This is a genomic window from Peribacillus deserti (assembly GCF_002863585.1).
GTDB classification, from domain to species: Bacteria; Bacillota; Bacilli; order Bacillales; family DSM-1321; genus Paraperibacillus; species Paraperibacillus deserti_A.
The window spans coordinates 1-19,326 of sequence record NZ_PGUY01000004.1 but is presented as its reverse complement, the minus strand read 5'-3'; the positions used below and the strand labels follow the sequence as shown (position 1 = coordinate 19,326).

The 19,326-nt window shown below is 41.4% G+C and carries 22 protein-coding genes; 16 read left to right on the top strand and 6 right to left on the bottom strand.

The window, feature by feature from the left end; all coding sequences use genetic code 11:
• Positions 1–268: 268 nt before the first annotated feature.
• Complete coding sequence (locus CUU66_RS23915; RefSeq protein ID WP_180955121.1) at positions 269–445, top strand: hypothetical protein; 177 nt, start codon at positions 269–271, stop codon at positions 443–445.
• Between the two features lie 45 nt (positions 446–490).
• Here the strand turns inward: CUU66_RS23915 and CUU66_RS02080 are convergent, their stop codons facing one another.
• Entirely contained in the window at positions 491–1,219 is a 729-nt protein-coding gene (locus CUU66_RS02080) for a class I SAM-dependent methyltransferase (RefSeq protein ID WP_101640033.1), read from the bottom strand.
• A gap of 179 nt (positions 1,220–1,398) precedes the next feature.
• On the opposite strand from CUU66_RS02080, the gene CUU66_RS23910 reads away from it, so the two are divergent.
• The 4 genes from CUU66_RS23910 (at position 1,399) to tatA (ending at position 4,803) form a co-directional block, all read left to right on the top strand.
• A complete protein-coding gene (locus tag CUU66_RS23910) occupies positions 1,399–1,545 on the top strand; it encodes a hypothetical protein (protein WP_180955122.1) in 147 nt (48 codons plus the stop codon).
• 281 nt (positions 1,546–1,826) lie between these two features.
• Entirely contained in the window at positions 1,827–2,768 is a 942-nt protein-coding gene (locus CUU66_RS02070) for an LCP family protein (RefSeq protein WP_101640031.1), read from the top strand.
• An 809-nt stretch (positions 2,769–3,577) separates the two neighbouring features.
• Positions 3,578–4,594, top strand: coding sequence for an AI-2E family transporter (locus CUU66_RS02065; RefSeq protein ID WP_101640034.1), 1,017 nt, complete (start codon positions 3,578–3,580; stop codon positions 4,592–4,594).
• 26 nt (positions 4,595–4,620) lie between these two features.
• Positions 4,621–4,803: a twin-arginine translocase TatA/TatE family subunit gene (gene tatA / locus CUU66_RS02060; protein ID WP_101640030.1), complete on the top strand. Its 183-nt coding sequence runs from the start codon at positions 4,621–4,623 to the stop codon at positions 4,801–4,803.
• A gap of 106 nt (positions 4,804–4,909) precedes the next feature.
• On the opposite strand, the gene CUU66_RS02055 is transcribed toward tatA, so the two are convergent.
• On the bottom strand, positions 4,910–5,161 hold the full coding sequence (locus CUU66_RS02055) for a hypothetical protein (RefSeq protein ID WP_101640029.1): 252 nt from the start codon (positions 5,159–5,161) through the stop codon (positions 4,910–4,912).
• A 366-nt stretch (positions 5,162–5,527) separates the two neighbouring features.
• Between CUU66_RS02055 and CUU66_RS02050 the strand changes: the two genes are divergently transcribed.
• The 6 genes from CUU66_RS02050 (at position 5,528) to CUU66_RS23905 (ending at position 10,569) form a co-directional block, all read left to right on the top strand.
• The gene (locus CUU66_RS02050) at positions 5,528–6,019 is read left to right on the top strand and encodes an NUDIX hydrolase (protein ID WP_101640028.1); all 492 of its coding nucleotides are present in this window, start codon (positions 5,528–5,530) and stop codon (positions 6,017–6,019) included.
• Positions 6,020–6,152: 133 nt separating this feature from the next.
• A complete protein-coding gene (locus tag CUU66_RS02045) occupies positions 6,153–6,830 on the top strand; it encodes a response regulator transcription factor (protein ID WP_101640027.1) in 678 nt (225 codons plus the stop codon).
• 3 nt (positions 6,831–6,833) lie between these two features.
• A complete protein-coding gene (locus tag CUU66_RS02040) occupies positions 6,834–8,045 on the top strand; it encodes a sensor histidine kinase (RefSeq protein ID WP_101640026.1) in 1,212 nt (403 codons plus the stop codon).
• A 204-nt stretch (positions 8,046–8,249) separates the two neighbouring features.
• Positions 8,250–9,137, top strand: coding sequence for a foldase protein PrsA (locus CUU66_RS02035; RefSeq protein ID WP_101640025.1), 888 nt, complete (start codon positions 8,250–8,252; stop codon positions 9,135–9,137).
• Between the two features lie 39 nt (positions 9,138–9,176).
• Positions 9,177–10,388 (top strand): S1C family serine protease, encoded by a 1,212-nt coding sequence (locus CUU66_RS02030; RefSeq protein WP_101640024.1) that lies wholly within the window; start codon positions 9,177–9,179, stop codon positions 10,386–10,388.
• 37 nt (positions 10,389–10,425) lie between these two features.
• On the top strand, positions 10,426–10,569 hold the full coding sequence (locus CUU66_RS23905; protein WP_180955120.1) for a hypothetical protein: 144 nt from the start codon (positions 10,426–10,428) through the stop codon (positions 10,567–10,569).
• A gap of 37 nt (positions 10,570–10,606) precedes the next feature.
• On the opposite strand, the gene CUU66_RS02025 is transcribed toward CUU66_RS23905, so the two are convergent.
• The 3 genes from CUU66_RS02025 to CUU66_RS02015 form a co-directional block, all read right to left on the bottom strand.
• Positions 10,607–11,350, bottom strand: coding sequence for a Cof-type HAD-IIB family hydrolase (locus CUU66_RS02025; protein ID WP_101640023.1), 744 nt, complete (start codon positions 11,348–11,350; stop codon positions 10,607–10,609).
• A 226-nt stretch (positions 11,351–11,576) separates the two neighbouring features.
• Positions 11,577–11,771 carry a hypothetical protein gene (locus CUU66_RS23725; RefSeq protein WP_142383690.1) on the bottom strand — a complete coding sequence of 65 codons (195 nt, stop codon included), beginning with the start codon at positions 11,769–11,771 and terminating at the stop codon, positions 11,577–11,579.
• Positions 11,772–12,064: 293 nt separating this feature from the next.
• The gene (locus CUU66_RS02015) at positions 12,065–12,370 is read right to left on the bottom strand and encodes a hypothetical protein (protein WP_101640021.1); all 306 of its coding nucleotides are present in this window, start codon (positions 12,368–12,370) and stop codon (positions 12,065–12,067) included.
• Between the two features lie 1,203 nt (positions 12,371–13,573).
• Here CUU66_RS02015 and CUU66_RS02005 point away from each other — a divergent pair.
• On the top strand, positions 13,574–14,998 hold the full coding sequence (locus CUU66_RS02005; protein ID WP_101640019.1) for an amino acid permease: 1,425 nt from the start codon (positions 13,574–13,576) through the stop codon (positions 14,996–14,998).
• Between the two features lie 67 nt (positions 14,999–15,065).
• Here the strand turns inward: CUU66_RS02005 and CUU66_RS02000 are convergent, their stop codons facing one another.
• A complete protein-coding gene (locus CUU66_RS02000; RefSeq protein WP_101640018.1) occupies positions 15,066–15,956 on the bottom strand; it encodes a diacylglycerol/lipid kinase family protein in 891 nt (296 codons plus the stop codon).
• A 346-nt stretch (positions 15,957–16,302) separates the two neighbouring features.
• Between CUU66_RS02000 and CUU66_RS01995 the strand changes: the two genes are divergently transcribed.
• The 4 genes from CUU66_RS01995 to CUU66_RS01980 all read left to right on the top strand — a co-directional run bounded on the left by CUU66_RS01995 (position 16,303) and on the right by CUU66_RS01980 (position 19,176).
• Complete coding sequence (locus tag CUU66_RS01995; protein ID WP_101640017.1) at positions 16,303–16,977, top strand: DUF969 domain-containing protein; 675 nt, start codon at positions 16,303–16,305, stop codon at positions 16,975–16,977.
• Between the two features lie 26 nt (positions 16,978–17,003).
• Entirely contained in the window at positions 17,004–17,966 is a 963-nt protein-coding gene (locus CUU66_RS01990; protein ID WP_101640016.1) for a DUF979 domain-containing protein, read from the top strand.
• A gap of 12 nt (positions 17,967–17,978) precedes the next feature.
• Positions 17,979–18,626, top strand: coding sequence for a pyroglutamyl-peptidase I (gene pcp, locus CUU66_RS01985; RefSeq protein WP_101640015.1), 648 nt, complete (start codon positions 17,979–17,981; stop codon positions 18,624–18,626).
• A 175-nt stretch (positions 18,627–18,801) separates the two neighbouring features.
• Entirely contained in the window at positions 18,802–19,176 is a 375-nt protein-coding gene (locus tag CUU66_RS01980; RefSeq protein ID WP_142383689.1) for a hypothetical protein, read from the top strand.
• Positions 19,177–19,326 lie beyond the last annotated feature (150 nt).

Genomic DNA, 19,326 nt, shown 5'->3' with positions numbered 1-19,326 from the left:
AAACCACTGGAATAAAGAAAATGATGAAGCAATAACAAGTCCAGGTGATCAGGGTTAGAGAAGATATTCAAAGAAACAAATCCGTATTAGGGCTTTAAGGGCAGCTATCAAGGAGTTGAATTTCTAATGAATACTTTCAGGAACTTCTGGAACAAAGAAAATGAGGAAGCGATCTTCAGTCCGGGTGATCACTAAGAATTTAGAGTATATTTATTGGGATGTGTCTAATCAGGCTCAGGTATCCCAATACCGAGGAGTTGATTATCACATGACTAGCAGTAATTATTGGAATAAGGAAAATGACGAAGCTATTCAAAGCCCAGGTGATAAGAATATCGTTCATATCTCGCATTATTTGATCGATGAAAGTTCGCTTTCAAGCCAGGATGTTAAGAATCTTCGGCCGGAATTTGATCTTACAGGTACCCCTTTAAATATTTTATAATGAAAAAGCCCGGCTGCTCTGAAGCAGCCGGGCTTTTTCTTGGGCCTACTTGGTAATGCGAAATACTCGGTAGCCTAAGCTGCTGCCATATTGCATGCTAAGTTTGTGGTGCATGGTCAGCATAAGGTCTGCTGCGGGGTGAGAAGGAGCGGATTTATTGCTTCCTTCTGGATTTGCCTCTGAATGATGAGGAGTGGCAAGTTCGTCAAAGATGGTCGCCGCTTTTAAAGTCTTGACTGTATGGAAGCCTGCACGTTTAAATGTGTGGATCCATTCCTTTTCAGTCAGGACAGCATTTACCCCGTAAAACTGCTTGATTTTATGTCGAGCATCAGGAGATAAATTGGGTTCAGCTGTCATATCGATGGTGATAAGTACCCCATTTTCTTTTAAGACACGGTAATATTCAGAAACAGTGCGGGGGATGTTTGTGAATGCAGTTGAAGATTCAGCAAGGACGAGATCGAATGTACTGGATCTAAAAGGCATATTTTCCATCGATGCATGGTAAAGGCTGATGGGCAGGCGTTCCTTGGAAAATCTATGTTTGGATCTTTGAATCATTTCGGCGTGACTGTCAATGGCGTACACTTTGCTAGGGTACGTTTTGGCAATATAGGAGGAGGTCTGGCCGGTGCCGCAGCCTGCATCAAGGATCCTCATATTCGGGAATACAATCTCCTGTTGAAGAATCCTTTTTGTCAGAGAAAGGCTGCCCGGATGTGCTCCTGATATTCCATAATAAGCTAAAGCATCCTGGTAAGAAAAATTCACAGCATCTACTCCTCTGCTATCCTCTTTTAGATAGTCAAGGTATTTTATGCTGTCATTACAGGGAATGTTAATATTTCCTCGGGTTTTGTCTTATTTTTATGTTTTTCCCCGAAGTAAGGATTGATAAAGGAATAAAGAGAAATCATAAGGTTAAGGTAAAACTAAGAGGGGTGAAAAAAGTGAAAAAGGATAAAAATGAACCTACAGTGGCACCCGGCCTCGATAATGATCAGTTCTTAGATAAAGAACCGTCAAAAGAAGATCGGAAAAAAGGAAATGTCACGAATGTAACCACTTATTCTTGGGACGAAGTTGATCCGAGCTGAGCAAATGATTTTAAAGAGCTGGTAAAGGCTCTTTTTTTTATGGACAAAATATTCAAAAAACTATTAAACTATAGTAATATGGGTGGTAATAAATACCTAACATCTACGGATGGAATGGATCATATTTTAAAAAGTCCTCTTTAAGCTGTAGCATTACAATCATATGAAACATAATGAGGCTAAAGGGCAGGTAAATGAAACACTTTAATAGGTATCTTATCGAACATAAAAATACAAACTAAAATATCGGCAGATTTTTTTAGACTTGGATGGTGCTTTGAATGGGAAGAGTCGAACAGCGGGTTAAAAAACGCCATAGAAAAAGACGGATCGTCTTACTTACCTTCCTGCTATTGATGATAGCGGGCGTAGGATATGCATTTTATCAGTATAATCAAGGCCTTAACATGGCGGATGTAAAAGATACATCAGAAGAAACTAAGCACAAAGAGAGTTTTCAGGGGGAAGACGTCCATTATGGGAAAATTAATGTCCTGATGATCGGCAGTGACACTCGGGGTGAGGGCGGCGGCCTTTCTGATTCTATCATGATTGCGCACTATGATCAGGATACCCACGAACCTAAATTGGTTTCTATTATGAGAGATACATATGTCAGTATCCCCGGAATTGGGAATCGTAGAATTAATTCTGCATACTCTAATGGAGGACCAGAATTATTGAGACAGACGATAAAAGAAAACTTTGATATTGATATTAATTATTACGCGATTGTAAATTTTGCGGGATTCTCAAAAGTTGTAGACATTATCGCTCCAAATGGAATCGAAGTGAACGTTCCGCATAAGATGCAAAAGGGTATTGATATGACTCTCCAGCCGGGCAGACAGGTGCTTCATGGAGATAAACTATTAGGGTATGTACGTTTCCGTAAAGACTCACAGGGTGATTTTGGCAGGGTAGCCCGACAGCAGGAAGTTATCGGCAAGCTGAAAACCGAAGCCATGAGTGTAACGAGCATCATGAAGCTGCCAAAGCTGATTGGGGTTATAAATCCGTATGTCGATACAAATATAGATTCTGGAACCATTCTCTCACTCAGCAAGGATGTACTATTCGGTAATACGAAGGATACACAAAATTTGCGTATTCCGGTGGATGGCTCTTTTTGGGATGCAAATATAAACGGTGCTGCTGTACTTCAAATCGACGTAGAGAAAAATAAACAGGCCTTGCAAGAATTTCTAAATTCTAATAACTAATAAATAGCATTATATATGTAGAAACTGGAGGGTTGGCTTAAGAAGCTGTACCCTTTTTTTGTAGAGAGGCATGTGTGTTTCTTTCCTTTTATTTCGGGGGGCGACCATGTTTGTCCCTTAATCTTTCCAGATCCGTTTGACGGGTCAAGGACGGAACAGGCGAAATTACGACGAGGCTTCAGATATTGACTGCATACATTCAAAGCTGACCGGTTGAAGCAAATTTTTTTAGGGTATATCTATCAAAAAAAGATTTTGTACAGATGGGACATTGGGATAGCGGTCCTAGATGAGAAAATTCCTTTGAAGAAGTGATGAAGGACAAAAATTAGGAAAAGTGACAGATGAAAGTCCTTCATAGGGGTGATGAAGGACAAAAAACAGTAAAAGAAGTAGAGGAAAGTCCTTCATAAGGGTGATGAAGGACAAAAATCAGTAAAAGAGGCAGAGAAAAGTCCTTCATAGGGGTGATGAAGGACAAAAACCAGTAAAAGAGGCAGAGAAAAGTCCTTCATAGGGGTGATGAAGGACAAAAGTCAGTAAAAGAGGCAGAGAAAAGTCCTTCATAGGGGTGATGAAGGACAAAAACCAGTAAAAGAAGCAGAGAAAAGTCCTTCATGCGGGTGCTTATCAAGTACGTTATAGCGGTAAACTGGAGAGGGTATCAAAGCGGGCTTTAAGATTTTTTGAAAAAGCATCGTTCTACGCTTTTTTAATAAAATAATTTTCGAAAAATGTCGATTTTTTTGATATACTAGGAGAAAGTTTAGATGTGTTTTTCTTAGTATGAGATGGGAGCTAAAGTAGCCATGACTTGGGGCAAGGATTTTTTTCGAAGTAAGGGTTTTATCCGCTTTATTACTTTATTAATAGTAGTTGTATTACTGCTTAGTATAAAAAGTATGTTGAATTTAGTATTGTTTTCGTTTATTTTTTCATTTTTGATGGGCAGACTCCAGGACTTTATTTCCTTTCATCTAAAGAAAATAATTCCTGCTAACTCTAATTTAATTATCATTTTGTTATATTCGATAGTCGTGGTAGCGCTCATCGTGGTAATTTACAAGTACATACCCGTTGTAATTGCGCAGATATCAACTCTGGTAAAGCAGATTATCCATTTTTATGATCATCCGCCCGATAATCCGACGATTGTGTATCTGCTGGATTTGGCAAAGAAATTCGCTTCTCCTCAAGATCTGGAAAAGCACTTTAATATGATTTACAGCTATGTAACGAACTTTGGAAAAGTAAGCCTGCAGGTTCTTCTCGCTATTATTCTAAGTTTGTTTTTCCTGTTAGAGAAAAAGAGGATTGTGAAATTCTCTTCCAGTTTTAAGTATGGGAAGTTCGGAGGCTTTTTTCTGGAAATCGAGTATTTTGGGAAAAAGTTTATTAATACCTTTGGGAAAGTCATAGAAGTTCAATTCACGATTGCATTTGTTAATGCTCTTTTATCTACGATAGCACTATGGATTTTAGGCTTTCCTCAGTTAATCGGGCTTGCCATTATGATTTTCTTTCTGGGCCTTATACCGGTTGCAGGAGTGTTTATCTCACTCGTTCCTTTAGTTACCATCGCTTATAGCATCGGTGGAGGAATGCAAGTAATTTATGTACTCATCATGATTACGGCCCTGCACGCCTTGGAAGCCTATGTTCTAAATCCTAAATTTATGTCTGCAAAGACAAATCTTCCTGCTTTTTATACGTTTTTGGTATTGATCTTTTCTGAACATTTTCTTGGTATATGGGGACTTATTATAGGTATCCCGATATTCATATTCGTGCTGGATATTCTGGGTGTTAAGGATCATGAGTCCTAATTATTCATTACAAAGGAGCTAATTCCATGTTTTCAAATATCGGGTTCCCCGGCTTAATCTTAATTCTAGTTATAGCACTTATAGTTTTTGGCCCGCAAAAGCTCCCTGAAATAGGCAGATCGATTGGCCAGTCTTTGAAGGAATTCAAGAAATCCTCAAGAGACACAATTGATGAATTTAAAGACGAACAAAAGGATAAGAAACTGTAAAAGCCTTGGTGAAAGGCTTTTTTTTTGACCGGAATAGTAGGATTCAGCCTCGCAGCCTATGGAAATACTTGCTTTGGGTTTGGTACAAAATGGAACCCCTCTATTCCTATTCATCCTTCTCCTGGAAAATAGATCTCCTGGCCAGGTATTCCACTTCGCTTCCTAATTCTCTATTGAGAAGCAGCTCCATGTTTTCCAAGTCTTCTTTGCTTACGGTAGGATCATCTGGAGACCAGTCCATGGTATATGCAAAGTAATACCCTCTTATTCTTCTGAAAATAACCAGGGTATTAGGATAGGAGTCGAAGCTGGCTCTAATGTGGTTTCTTTTTGAGTAGGACCATCTTAACAGGTTCATAGTGATCTCCTTTTGTGCTGCTAACAGGCTTTTACCCTAATTACATCATTGAAAACAAGGCAGTTTAAAGTTTAAGATATTGTTTTGCTGCGCACTGACATCTTCGGTCATAAGCCAATCGCCATCAAAAGGCAAGAACGGCCATTCGCTGCCGCTTTTCTTATACCTTGCTACCGCCTAAGTGCGACAAAGCTTCTGTCTTCACCCGCGCTTGCCAATCAGAAAGTCTTCTTTATCAGGTGTCTGCTTTTCAATCTATACTCAGGGAAAAGTAGTCAATCTATCATCCTGCATGCCAGAAGTGCTCTTTTGAAAAGCACCGTTCTCCGCTTTTCATGGTAATATTATTGTAAAAGGGGTGCTGGTATGGGGTATGTGGAAGATTTGCGGGCCATTGTTGGGACGAGGCCGTTAATTTTGACGGGTGCTGTCTGTGTGATAGTGGATGAAAAAGGCCGGTTCCTTCTGCAGGAAAGAAGATTTCCAAAGGGGTCCTGGGGCATTCCGGGCGGATTAATGGAGCTTGGGGAGTCTGCGGAGGAAACGGCACGCCGGGAAGTATATGAGGAAACGAAATTGAGGGTGAAGGACCTGAAATTAATCAATGTATACTCAGGCCCGGAAAGCTATATTAAAGCCGAAAATGGTGATGAATTCTATGCTGTTACAATTGCCTATTATACATATAATACAGAAGGAACGCTGATGGCTGACACGGCAGAGTCCATTTCCTTTGATTATTTTTACCCGGATGAACTGCCGGATACAATCGTAAAAAGCCATAGAAAAGTCTTAAATGATTATATTCATGATCATTATACGAATGGTGGTTTCAGGATTAACAGGCCAAGCGATTAAGGAAAAGTTAAGAGATATATTCTATATTCAGCTGTATCCAAGTATTTTTACTACATAGGCATAAAAAGCGGGAAAATCAGATAAAGCGTTCGCAGCTGGCGGCCGCTTTCTTTTGTAAAGGCGGGAGAGAATTGTGAAGATATTGGTCGTTGAAGATAATCTATCTTTATTAGAGTCTATAAAAGGTGTTCTATCTGACGAATTTGAGGTTGATACAGCCAGTGACGGAGATGATGGACTCTTTTTTGCCCTTCAAGGGATTTATGATGCTATTGTGCTGGATGTCATGCTTCCCGGGCTTGATGGGTTTGAGATCGTAAAGCGGATGAGGCAGGAGCGGGTCGGGACGCCGGTTTTATTTTTAACCGCTAAAGACTCGCTGGAAGACCGGGTAAAGGGTCTGGATTACGGCGGTGATGATTACTTAGTTAAGCCGTTCCAATCACCGGAGCTTAAGGCTCGAATCCGGGCATTACTGCGCCGAAGCGGAGCGATGGATCTGGATCAGAGCCTAAAATACAGGGAAATTGAATTGAGAGGGAAAGAAAATGATGTCCTGGTAAAAGGGGAAGCGATCAAGCTCACGCTTAAGCAGTATGAACTGTTAGAGTATCTCATGCAAAATCAGGGGAAAATACTCACCAGAGAACAGATCTTTGATAGAATCTGGGGATTTGATTCCGATACGACCATAGTGATTGTAGAAGTATTCGTCCACCATCTAAGGAAAAAGCTTGAGCCCTATCAATACCACAAAGATATCCAAACAGTCCGCGGTATTGGATATATGCTTAAACCACAAGAGGAGTAGTATATGTTTCATAAAACGAGGCTCCAATTAACGCTTCTCAATTCCATTGTTTTTATCATTATCCTAATATTTCTGGGAAGAAGTATATATTTCTATTTTGAATCACAGGTGTTTAAAGGTGCGGATCAAACTCTGAAAACCCTAAGCAATAGGGTTGATGAGCTTACACCTTTTAATAGAGATCCTAGTGTCTATGTGCTCGTATGGGATCCGGATAAGGATCTTGTGGAGGATTGGTCTGAACGAAATCCGTTATTTGTCCAGTCCCAAAAGAAATTCTACCCTGGTAAGGTAGATAAGCTTGAAAATCTAAATGTGGGAACCTATTCTTTTAGAAGTCTAACAACTGAGCTGGAAACAAGTGAGGGAACATACAAGGTTCAGCTGCTCCGTCTGGTCGATGCTGAAAATAAAGTGTTGAACAGACTGCTTCTCATTCTTCTTGCTGGCGGCGGAGTGGGAATTTTGTTTGCTGTAGGTGCCGGATTTTTCCTTGCTGGAAGAGCGCTTGTGCCCATTAAAAATGCCTGGGACAATCAGCAGCAGTTTGTTTCAGATGCATCCCATGAATTACGGACACCACTCGCAGTCATACAGTCACGAACAGAGATGCTTTTTCAGTCTCCATCTGCGACGATTGAGGAGAAAGCGGTAGATATTTCTGTGATCTCCAAAGAAGCTCGGCGATTAAATAAGCTTGTGACCAGTTTGCTGACTTTGGCACGTTCGGATACCGGCCAGATGGTCATGGAGAAGGAGATGTTCCCGCTCCATCAATTAGTGGAAGAGATTATGGAGCAATATGCCGATATCGCTGGGTTTCAGGATAAGACGATCAGAATCGGAAAAGCAGAACAGATTCCTTTCTTCGGTGATAAGGAGAGAATTCATCAGCTCATGGTGATTCTTGTGGATAATGCGATGAAGTTTACTGAAGAAGGCGGAGAAATTGTATTATCCTGCAGAAAGGACTCGCAATCAATCATTCTGTCTGTTCATGACAATGGAATTGGGATAGCAGCTGAAGGCATCCCGAGGATCTTTAACCGCTTTTACCAGGTTGAAACCTCACGATCCAAAGAAGAAGGAGCGGGACTGGGCCTTTCCATCGCCAAATGGATTGTGGATAACCATTACGGGACGTTTAAAGTTAAAAGCGCACCTGGAAAAGGGACACAGATTGATGTCATCTTCCCTAAGAACCCTAAAAAGTAGTCTAGTAACAAGCACTCCCAAATCAGGATGGGGGTGTTTTTTTATTTTGGGAAATGAGGGACAGTCCCCATATCGGAAGCTGATATAACGGGCTTTTCGGGCTTGGGAAATAGGGGACTGTCCCCCTATTTATCTTAAGGTTATGTTAAGGTTGATTGGTTTTAATAGGGTTAAGTTAAAGGAATTGAGAGGAGTATTTTTAGTATGACGATTATTGGCAGAGTTGCTGGCAGAAAGATGCTGCTTACGGTGGTTATGGGCGGTGTGGTTGCGTTTGGGGCTGGCTGTTCAAATAGTGATAAGGCTGCAAGTGTTAACGGTGAGGAAATTACTAAGCAGGAGGTGTATGACAAGCTTTATAAGCAGAATGGTTCGGCCATGCTGGATTCATTAATTACAGAGAAAATTGTTAATCTTGAGTCGGCTAAGAAGAAAGTGAAGGTTTCAGATAAAGAAGTAGATGCAGAAGTGAAAAAGCTTCAAGAGTCATATGGCGGTGAGGACGCCTTAAACCAGCAGCTGACTTCATCGGGGCTGACAATAGCTGATGTTAAAGATGACTTAGCCGTGAATTTGAAGATTAAGAAACTTATGGAGCCGGATATTAAGATCACTGAAAAAGAAATGAAAGATTATTTTAATACAAATAAAGCTAGCTACGCGGCGGCAGAACAAGTAAAGGCCTCACATATTCTAGTGGAAACCAAGGCCAAGGCAGACGAAGTGAAGAAAAAGCTTGATGCAGGAGAAAGCTTTGATGAACTTGCCAATGAGTATTCAACAGAGGATGCCACAAAAGATAAGGGCGGAGACCTCGGCTACTTCGGTAAAGGAGAAATGACTGCCGCATTCGAAAAAGCAGCCTTCAGCCTAAAAGAAGGAGAAATTTCGGATCCAGTTAAAACGGAATTCGGCTACCATATTATAAAAGTTGTGGATAAAAAAGCAGCGCAACCTGCCGTGTATGAGGAAAACAAAAAGGAAGTAAAGGCAGCGATTTTAGATCAGAAAACCCAGGATACTTATTCAGACTGGATGGAAAAAACTAAAAAGAAATATAAAGTGAAAAATTACTTAGAAATTGAAAGCTGATGAAATCGATAACTGATTCATTAATAAGGAGTGAACATAATGGACTTCCAACAATTCAATGATAATGAGAGAACTAGAACCGTGTATCGTAAATCATATAAAGGCTATTTTGCAGTTGGATTGATAGGGGCACTTTTAGGGATTGTTATCATGTTTTTCGTCCTTCCGTATGTTAAGCAGGATGCAGCTCCTGAACAAAACGTAAGCTCTGCTCAATCTGACACGAAATCAACTGCTGCAGCCAGCAATATTACAACAGTAAACGTTAAAAATGTTAACTTTACCGATGCGGTGAATAAGACCATTGATTCTGTCGTTGGCGTAAACAACTTGACTCAGGATAATTCCTTTGGTGGGAATGGTGAATTACAGCAAAGCGGGTCCGGATCAGGAGTCATATACAAAAAAGAAGGAAATAAGGCATATATTGTAACAAATAACCATGTTATCGAAGGGGCCAATCAAGTGGAGGTCAGCTTAAAGAATAAGACAAAGGTTAAAGCCAAAATTCTTGGCGCTGACTCACTGATGGATCTGGCGGTACTTGAAATCCAGGGCGAAAAGATACCTAAGGCAGCTGAGATTGGCAATTCAGAGGCACTTAAACCAGGTGAGCCGGTAGCGACTATCGGGAATCCACTGGGTTATCTTGATTATTCCATTACCCAGGGGATCGTAAGTAATCCGCAGCGTGAAATTCCAATTGATGTGGATCAGGATCAGTCCTATGACTGGGAGGCTGATGTGATTCAGACAGACGCGTCCATTAATCCTGGTAACAGCGGAGGGGCATTAATAAATGTGGCTGGCCAGCTAATCGGCATTAACTCCATGAAAATCGCACAAGAGGGTGTAGAGGGGATTGGTTTTGCGATTCCCATCAACACGGCTATACCAATCATTGAAGATCTAGAAAAAGATGGTGAAGTGAGCAGGCCGTATATGGGGATTGGGAATAAATCCCTGGAGGAAATCTCACTCACTGACCAGCAGCAGTATTTAAAGCTGCCAGAAAAGATAAAAAGCGGGGTTGTTGTACTGCAAGTCAGCCCTAATTCGCCTGCTGCACGTGCTGGCTTGCAGGAACGGGATGTGATTACCTCCATTAATGGCGAGAAAATTGAAAACAGTATTGCTTTAAGAAAGTTTTTATATACCAAAACAGAGATAGGAAAGCGCATTTCTGTTGAGTACTATCGCAGCGGCGAAAAGAAAACGGCCCCAATGACGCTGCAGAAGCAGGAAAGCTGACCTAAAGCCGATGCTTAAGCAAAAAGGGGTGCAGGAAATGAAGGGGAAGAAAATCTGGATAGGTGAAAATACAGAACGAAGTGTCGATGGAGAGCTGCTCCAGGTCGTCATCATCTGGCCTGATGAAATGAAAAAAGAGTCTGCATTGAATTATAAAGAATTGAAGTATAAATGGATATAAGAAAACCGGGCCGAAATCAGCCCGGTTTTTCTTCTATCTACTTTTCGAGTACCCAGCGGCGGATAGCCTGTGCTACACCATGTTCGAGGTTCGTCCCCGTAATCCAATCTGCCGCTTCTTTTACCTTTTCCTGGGCATTGCCCATGGCCACGCCCATTCCAGCCTCTGTAATCATGGCGATGTCATTAAGGCTGTCTCCTACAGCCATCATTTCCTCCACCGTAATACCAAGTCTTTCGCAGACATGTCTAAGCGCTCTTGCTTTATTAATTCCAAGTGCATTCACTTCTATATTGGTAGGGCTGGAATTACTGATTTCAAACTTGTTCGTTTTAGCCAGCGTATCAAGAACCATTTTCCTGCTCTCATCATCTTCAATGTCAAATCCGAATTTCAGCCATTCATGTGCGTTGATATCTTCCGGGAATCCTTCATACCACACCTTTTCTGTTGTTACAGCCCAGATACGCGCTTTATGCTGTTTTGATAATTCATGCATCATTTGAATTTGTTCCCTATCGATCAGGTTTCGTTCAATCAATTGCCCTTTTTCGTCATATACCTCACTGCCATTGACTGTCACCAAATAGGAAGATAGGTTAAGTGATTTAGACAGCTCTTTACACGAAGCAAGCGCCCGGCCAGTGCTTAACACAACATGTACGCCCTTTTCCTGTGCCTCTGCGATAGCTCTTGCATTTTCTTCGGAAATTTCGTGCTTGTCATTAAGCAGTGTTCCATCCATATCCAGGGCAACCAGTTTAATCGTTTTATCAAGCATTCGCTCATACTCCCTTTCTTCCTGTGTATTTTGTGATATTTCTACTCATATGTAAAGGTTTTTTCCCTCATAAAGAAGTATATCAAAGCTGAGTATGAGAAATCCAAATGCACCCTTTGGTAATAAAGTAAATACTGATCAAACCAGCCGAGTATTTGGTCATCCCGCTCTTCTATCCTATTCGTTAAGCCGTGATTCCCTTCTTCAAAAAAATAGGACTTGAATCTTAGTTTTTGGTTCTTAAGCAGTCCGGCCAGTAAACAGCAGAACGTTTTACATATTTACCATTTTTAGATTCAAGATCTCCGGCAAGCACGAAAAGGATTTGTTCCATTAGTAAGGCCGGGGATTTCCACAGCAATTTTTGGTTATATGTAACAGGCTTTGCGATAAAACCAATGACCCGCAGGTTTTCTGACAAGTATTCAATCCGAAATGGTTCGATCTTTCCTGCAAAATCAGCATGTACAGAAAGTACAGTTTGTGAAATAGGGATGTCATCATTTATATGTTTTTTTATCCTTAAACATCTTTCATGGTTATTTCCAGAATAAGACAATGTGGGGATGGACCGGATGACCTTTCGTGCACTCTGTAAGGTGGATTTAGCAAAATAAAAAAGGAACCGTCATATGTAAAAGACGGCCCATTGTCTGTTAGCTAAAAGTTTATGATTTAAATTTTAGAAGGCTGCAAACTGGCACTGACTAAATATTAATCTTCTTTAGAGGAATCTTCTGCAATAGCACGAAGGTCACTGTAAAAAAGTTCTTCATTACAGACTAAATTATGCTCATTCGCAGGACCCTGGCTTGGATCCGGTCTCTGGTAACTGGCAAAATCATGCTGAGTGGAACTATGGCTAGAGCCTGAGTTATCAGACTGGCTGCGAGAGTTATAATCGTCCACTATGTTCTTTAATTCACCGCTGTCACCTTTTGCGTTGATTATTTCAAAAAGTTCCATCATACCTTCCGCAGACTGCTTTTCTGAAATATTCTCATCGTCTCGTCTATTCATCGCTTATTCCTCCTTTGGATATTTATAACATTTCCTAAAGGGAGTGTAATTAATACGGCCCATTATTTTTTTTACCCTTTATCTGAAGAGAAAAACGGCAAAAGGAAAATAGCGGCAATGTATGGAGATTGGGACAAGGGGCGGAAAATATCCATTCGTCTTAAAGTATTCAGTACTTGAACGAGCATGAGGGCTGGAGAGGTTGTTACAGTGTGGTGAGGACCCACGAAGGGCACGGGAATCTTATTACGGTGTGGAAGTGAATAGCGATGGGCTATATTTTGCTAAAATTATAGAATGTAGTTGAGGACCATGATGACACAGCTTATGAATGCTGCCCGATTTTTTAAAATAACGATATTACCTACTGCGAATAAAAGGGGCAGCTTAACAGCTGTCGAGAAATTCCCGGGTGCCTTTTTACTGTCCTGATATACGAGTAAACGATCCGGCTCAGTGAGGTAACCCGGTTTCCCGGACGGTACAGGCGAGCTACTGCATGGCCTTTCTTCTGCCCAAAATAGATCGGGGATTAGAGAGAGGATTCATGCACGGCAATCAGCATATTTCTCAAAAGAAAAGCATAATGGCCGCTGGATAATCATAAAGCACCAAACATAAGCATAGGAAGAAGACAGATAATCATAAACACGGAAAACATAAGCATAAAATCAAGAAACTTAAGCATAAGCCTTCAACATATAAGCATATCTCCATGGAAGTTAAGCATAAGTCCTATGGCGTGTTTCTACTTCCTTCAAATTTGATAAACATTTCATCGAAAAAACCTGTTTTTCCTGAGCGGGGAAGTCAAGCTGCAAAAAAAGTACCAAGATCAGGGTCCATCCGTGAAAAATATTGGTTTTCCGGTAAAAAGTGGACCCATCCGCTGTTTGCGGTCGTTCGGCACCATATGTTCACAAGGGCAATGGAATTCCCATTAAACCGAATGAAAAATACTACATGTGAAACAATGGAAAACGTTCCGTTTGAAATATAAATATCCTGGCAGACGTCTATCCACAAGCTAAGGGGCAGCTTAACAGCTGTCCCTTCCTGCGTTCGTGGTGTTAAATTTTAACATGTAATTTTATTTCTCTACCATTTTACCAAACTAAAGGATTGTGTTATAGTAAGAAACGTGGTTAAGAAAATATACTAGTATGTTATGCAGCTAGAATAAACATAAAGGTGAGATTATACATGAATAATAAAAAATGGGGTTTGTGGATTCTAACAACCTTTGTTATAGGAAATATGGTAGGGAGCGGTGTATTCATGCTTCCGGCCAATCTTTCTCAGGTATCAAGTCCAATGGGGACAATGGCCGCCTGGGGAGTTACAGGTTTAGGAGTGTTAATGATTGCACTTGTATTTGGTAATCTGGCAACAAGAAAACCTGAATTAAAAACGGGCCCCCAAAGTTATGCGATGGATATGTTCAAATCACCGAGAGCCGGCAAAATGGCAGGTTATAGCATGGCGTGGGGGTATTGGGCAGCAAACTGGGCAGCGACTGCGTCAGTCATCATTTCTTTCGCTGGATATCTATCAACCTTTTTCCCGGTTCTAGAAAGCAGGCAAGTTCTGGTAAGAATCGGTTCTTTTGATCTCGAGGCGGGAAAAGCTCTTACTTTGCTGGTTTGTTCGGTGCTATTATGGGGCATTCAGTTAATCGTCAGCCGCAGCTTTAATAGCGCAGGAAAACTTAATCTTGCAGCTACCGCTGCGAAAGTGATAGGCTTTGCTTTATTTGTTATCATGACGCTTGCTATCTTTGATTCTAGTTCGATTTTTGATGGCATAGCTTTCAATGACAGTGAAGGGAATTCTGTAAGCCTTGGCGGGCAGATCAATTCCGCTGCTATTTCCACTCTATGGGCATTTGTAGGAATTGAGGCAGCTGTGATGCTGTCAAATCGGGCAAAATCACAAAAAGATGTTAAAAAGGCAACTCTTTTCGGTCTATTGATTGCCATCTTGATCTATGTTGGAATTACTACACTAACTATGGGCGTTCTTCCTCTTGAACAGCTTCAGGCTTCTCAAAAGCCTTTGGTTGACGCTCTTAATGCTGCAATCGGCAGCAGTGCTGCAAGCATCATTGGAATACTGGCTCTTGTTTCTCTCTTTGGAGCAGCTGTGGGCTGGATCGTAGTGAGCTCTGAAGTGCCGTATCAGGCAGCTAAACAAGGATTATTTCCTTCATTCTTTGGTAAAACCAATAAAAACGGAGCACCTGTTGGGTCCCTGACACTTACGAATATCATGACACAGATTTTTCTGTTCTCGACGGTATCAGGTACAATAAGTGAAGCGTACGACTTTGCGATTGTTGTAGCAACGCTGGCCTATTTAATTCCTTATCTGGTTTCAGCGATTTACTCTCTAAAATTAATTATTACTGGTGAAACTTATGACCTAATTAAAGGTTCTAGAGTCAAAGATGGAATTATCACCCTTATTGCTCTAGTCTATTCTCTTTGGGTTATAAAAACGGGTACGGCTGATTTAAAGACATTCCTTCTAGGAATGGGATTATTCGTTGTAGGAATCCTGCTGTATCCCATTTTAATGAAACCAAAACAAAGCAAAAGAACCGTTCTAAAGGAAAAAGAACAGTACTGAAGAAAATCGCCCTGATGCAGGGCGATTTTTTCGCTTTATAAACGTTTATCTGGTGCATTGGATCTTTTTATTCTGCTCCGGGCACAAAGATATTTAGATGGGAAGGAAGCACGCTTGCATGAAACGGCAGGCGGTCTCCCTCATCACCGTCAATATTGACGGCTAGTTCTTCGCTGCTTGAAACCTCTACGTGGGATGAACGGATATATTCCACTTGATCATGTTCTTTTAATTCTCCCTTTAAGAGGCTGGGAATGATTTTTAAGATATGAGGAAAAGAAAAATCCTTTAAAATAAAAACGTGAAATTTTCCGTCATTTACCCTGGCCTGTGGGGCGAATGTTTCAAAACCGCCGATGGAGTTGGTCAGGGCAGTAAGCATCAGATAAGCATGGCCGGTCCACTTTCCTGTATCATGTTCAATCGTAAGCTGAAACGGTGTTTTTTTTATGAAGGCTTTTAAGCCCTCGATAAAATATGCAAAGGGTCCCAGCATCGTTTTTTGCTCGGGCGTTACATTATAGGTGGCCTCCGCAATCGCACCTACTGCCAAAACGTTCATGAAATAACGATTGTTTATTTTACCGATATCCACAGATTGCACCGTCTGGCTCATTAATACGTTGATAGCTTCCTCCGGATTAAGAGGGATATTCAAGGCTCGGGCAAAATCATTTACCGTTCCCATGGGTATCAGACCGAATTTAGGCCTGTACTCCTGCTCAGCCAGGCCGTTGATCGATTCATTGATCGTTCCGTCGCCGCCCATAGACACAACTGTATCATACCTGTTCAAGCAGGCCTCTTTCGCAAAACGGACAGCGTCGCCTTCTCTCAGTGTCTCACGGACTACAACTTTCTCATGAAATCTGTTTAATATCTCAGCAGCATGAGGTTTATACCGGGGGGCCTTTTCCTTCCCCGACGATGGATTTATGATTAACATGGCTTTTGTCATAAGAATTCCTCCATGAATAGAAAGATCATCATCTATTCAAGTTACCTCTTTTTTCAGGCTTTAAACAAAATAATACAAGATATTGTCTGGAAATCGATGAGGCTTTGAATAGTACTTTCCAATAACAAAAACCCTTTGTATATTTAAGCCCTATATAAGGGAAAATTTCCATAGGTCCATAAGAAATTGACTGAAACTATCAGCTGAAAGATCCAATGTGAATTTTTTGCATAAACATACAAGTTATAAATATTTTAAAAAGTCTGCATTTTCGTGTAAAATAGCTTTTATGTGTGGGATTTAATTATTACAAAATAATATTCTAGAAGAAAAAAGGGGGATATGTATGGTTCTGATTGGCGTTGTATTAATCATGGCTGGCTTCTTATTTAGAATCAACTCAGCCGTTGTTGTAACCATCTCGGCACTTGTGACAGGGATGATAGCAGGAATCCCGATTATCGAAATCATTACACAATTTGGGGAAGCTTTTACAACCAACCGTTATATGTCGATTTTAATTGTTACTCTTCCTGTTATAGGGTTGCTTGAAAAAAATGGACTCCAGCAGCAGGCTTCACGAATTGTATCGAAAATCAAAGCGATTACGGTCGGCAGGGTATTGACCATGTATCTTCTTATTAGAGAAGTGGGGGCTGCGCTTGGATTAAACAGTCTAGGGGGCCATCCGCAGACGGTACGGCCGCTGATTGCCCCGATGGCAGAGGGGGCGGCTGAAACAAAATATGGCAAGCTTCCTGAAAAAGAGCAGCAGGAAATACGTGCACATGCTGCAGCTGCTGATAATATCGGGTTATTTTTCGGAGAAGATATTTTTGTCGCAGTTGGTGCCATTTTATTAATGAATGGATTCTTCGAACAAAACGATATCCCAGCCGATCCAATAGCCATGGCATTATGGGGAATACCGACTGCCATCTTCGCTTTCATCGTACATGCTATCCGGCTGCGTCTGTTTGACAAAAAGCTGAATAAGCGTCTAGGCAGCAGTGGTAAATAACATACAGAGAGGAAGTAGCTTCTTTCATGATATTTTCAGTTGAAATGATTTACATATTAATGGGCATTATTGTGCTTGGATGCTCCATTTATATTTTGACCGATCGGACAAACAGCCGCCGTCTGACTACAGGTATCTTTTATTTGATTTATTCTATTACTTTAATGTTTGGTAATCTTATTCCTCCCTTTTATATAGGACTCATGGTGATTGTTATGGTGTTGATTATAGCAGGAGGGGGCTTACGCAAAAGCGACCATATAGAAGAAAGTATTGAAGTGAAGGAACAGCGCAGACAACGTCTCGGCGGGCGTCTGTTTATTCCAGCTATCTTAATTCCTGTATTGACGTTAATAGGATCTAAGCTGCTGGGCGGAGTTACAATCGGAGGAAGGGCACTCTTAGATCCGTCCAATGTAACCATGGTTGCGCTTGGACTTGCTTGTATCATTGCCATCGTTACGGCCATGGCAATGACACGTGGAACACCAGGAGCCGCCGTCAAGGAATCAAGGCGCCTTCTGGAATCCATAGGATGGGCGGTACTGCTGCCTCAGCTGCTGGCCACACTCGGAACCATTTACACAAATGCAGGGGTCGGAAAAGTCGTATCCAATGGCGTTACGGCTATTATTCCAGAAGGTTCGCTGTTTCTGATTGTTGTGATTTTCTGTCTAGGAATGGCGCTATTCACCATGATCATGGGGAACGCTTTTGCTGCCTTCCCAGTAATGGCAGCGGGAATTGGGATACCATTCCTGATTACACAGTTTGACGCAAATCCAAACCACATTGCCGCTATATCTATGTTCGCGGGCTACTGCGGGACGTTAATGACACCGATGGCTGCCAACTTCAATATTGTGCCGGCAGCACTGCTTGACTTAAAAGATAAGAATCATGTAATTAAAGTGCAGGTCCCGACCGCATTATTCGTATTGGTTTTCAATATTATCCTTATGTATGTACTCGTGTCGTTAAAGGTATAGGAGGGGAAAACTATGAAACAAAAAGTACTGTTAACCGGATTTGAACCATTTGGAGGCGAAAAAGTTAATCCATCCTGGGAAGCCGTAAAACAATTACATGGAGAAGAAAACGACGAAATCCGTTTAGTTGCTGAACAAATTCCGACCGTTTTTAAACAATCTATTGAAACACTAGAAACGCTTCTTCAGAGGCATAATCCTGATATCGTAATCTGTGTAGGGCAGGCAGGGGGACGGACTGATATCACTCCAGAGAGAATTGCCATCAATATAGATGATGCCAGAATCCCGGACAATCTTGGAAACCAGCCGATCGATGAACCGATATCTGACCATGGGCCGGCCGCCTATTGGACCTCACTGCCTATCAAACGTATGGTTAAAGAAATGAAAGAAGCCGGCGTGCCCGCTTCTGTTTCTCAAACCGCCGGAACCTTTGTCTGCAACCATATTTTCTACGGTTTAATGGACTACCTAGGACGTACTTCGTCAAATGTACGGGGAGGATTTATCCACATACCGTTTATTCCTGAACAAACCGCTGATAAAGAGGCCCCGAGCTTAAGCCTCGATATGATTGTTAAAGCCATTCGGATTGCCGCTGTAACAGCTGCCAGACATGAATCTGATATTCGGACAGTGGGCGGGGCTACCCATTAAGCTGCCTGGGCCAAACTGCTGCTGAGAAAATAGATAGTCTTGGAAAAGAAATACCTTTCATACGAAAAAGTTGGGATGACGGGTTTTTGACAGTTCGTCTTGTAAATGAAGAGTGCCTTCAATGGAAATGGGTATGATAAGTGTAAAAAAACTTTTCCGGAAGGCTGGCAGGAGCATGGAGAACAAATCATTACGAGCTGTAATCGTCTTAGGCATAAACAAAGGGCACGGATCCAACCACGAAACCCGCATCTTAGAAAAAGCATCCCTGGCCTGGCAGGAGCTGGCTGCTGATTTCCATCAGCAAACCGGTATTTATGTATCTGCTGTCGCTCATAAAAGCAAAACCATATACCACACAGAATGGGGCTGCCCTGAAGGCGGGGAAGATACCATAACCTTCACTTCCAGCGTAAACTACGAATATGTAAAAGATATAAACGCCTGGAAAGATACATTAATCCAGCTAACCAAGCAGCTGAAAGCCCGCTTCGAGCAGGAGACGGTTACGATTGAATTCGAGGATATAAGTTTAATTTATTTGGATTAAATGCCGTCAATCTAAAAAAAGAGGAACTGGATGCATAAGCATTTGAGTTCCTCTTTTTTGTTAAGGCTCTTTTCTAAAAGATTGTTGTTTTTTAATAAGTTCTGTGAACAAACCCTATTGTTAAACAGGTTGATTGGAACGTAAGGTGCG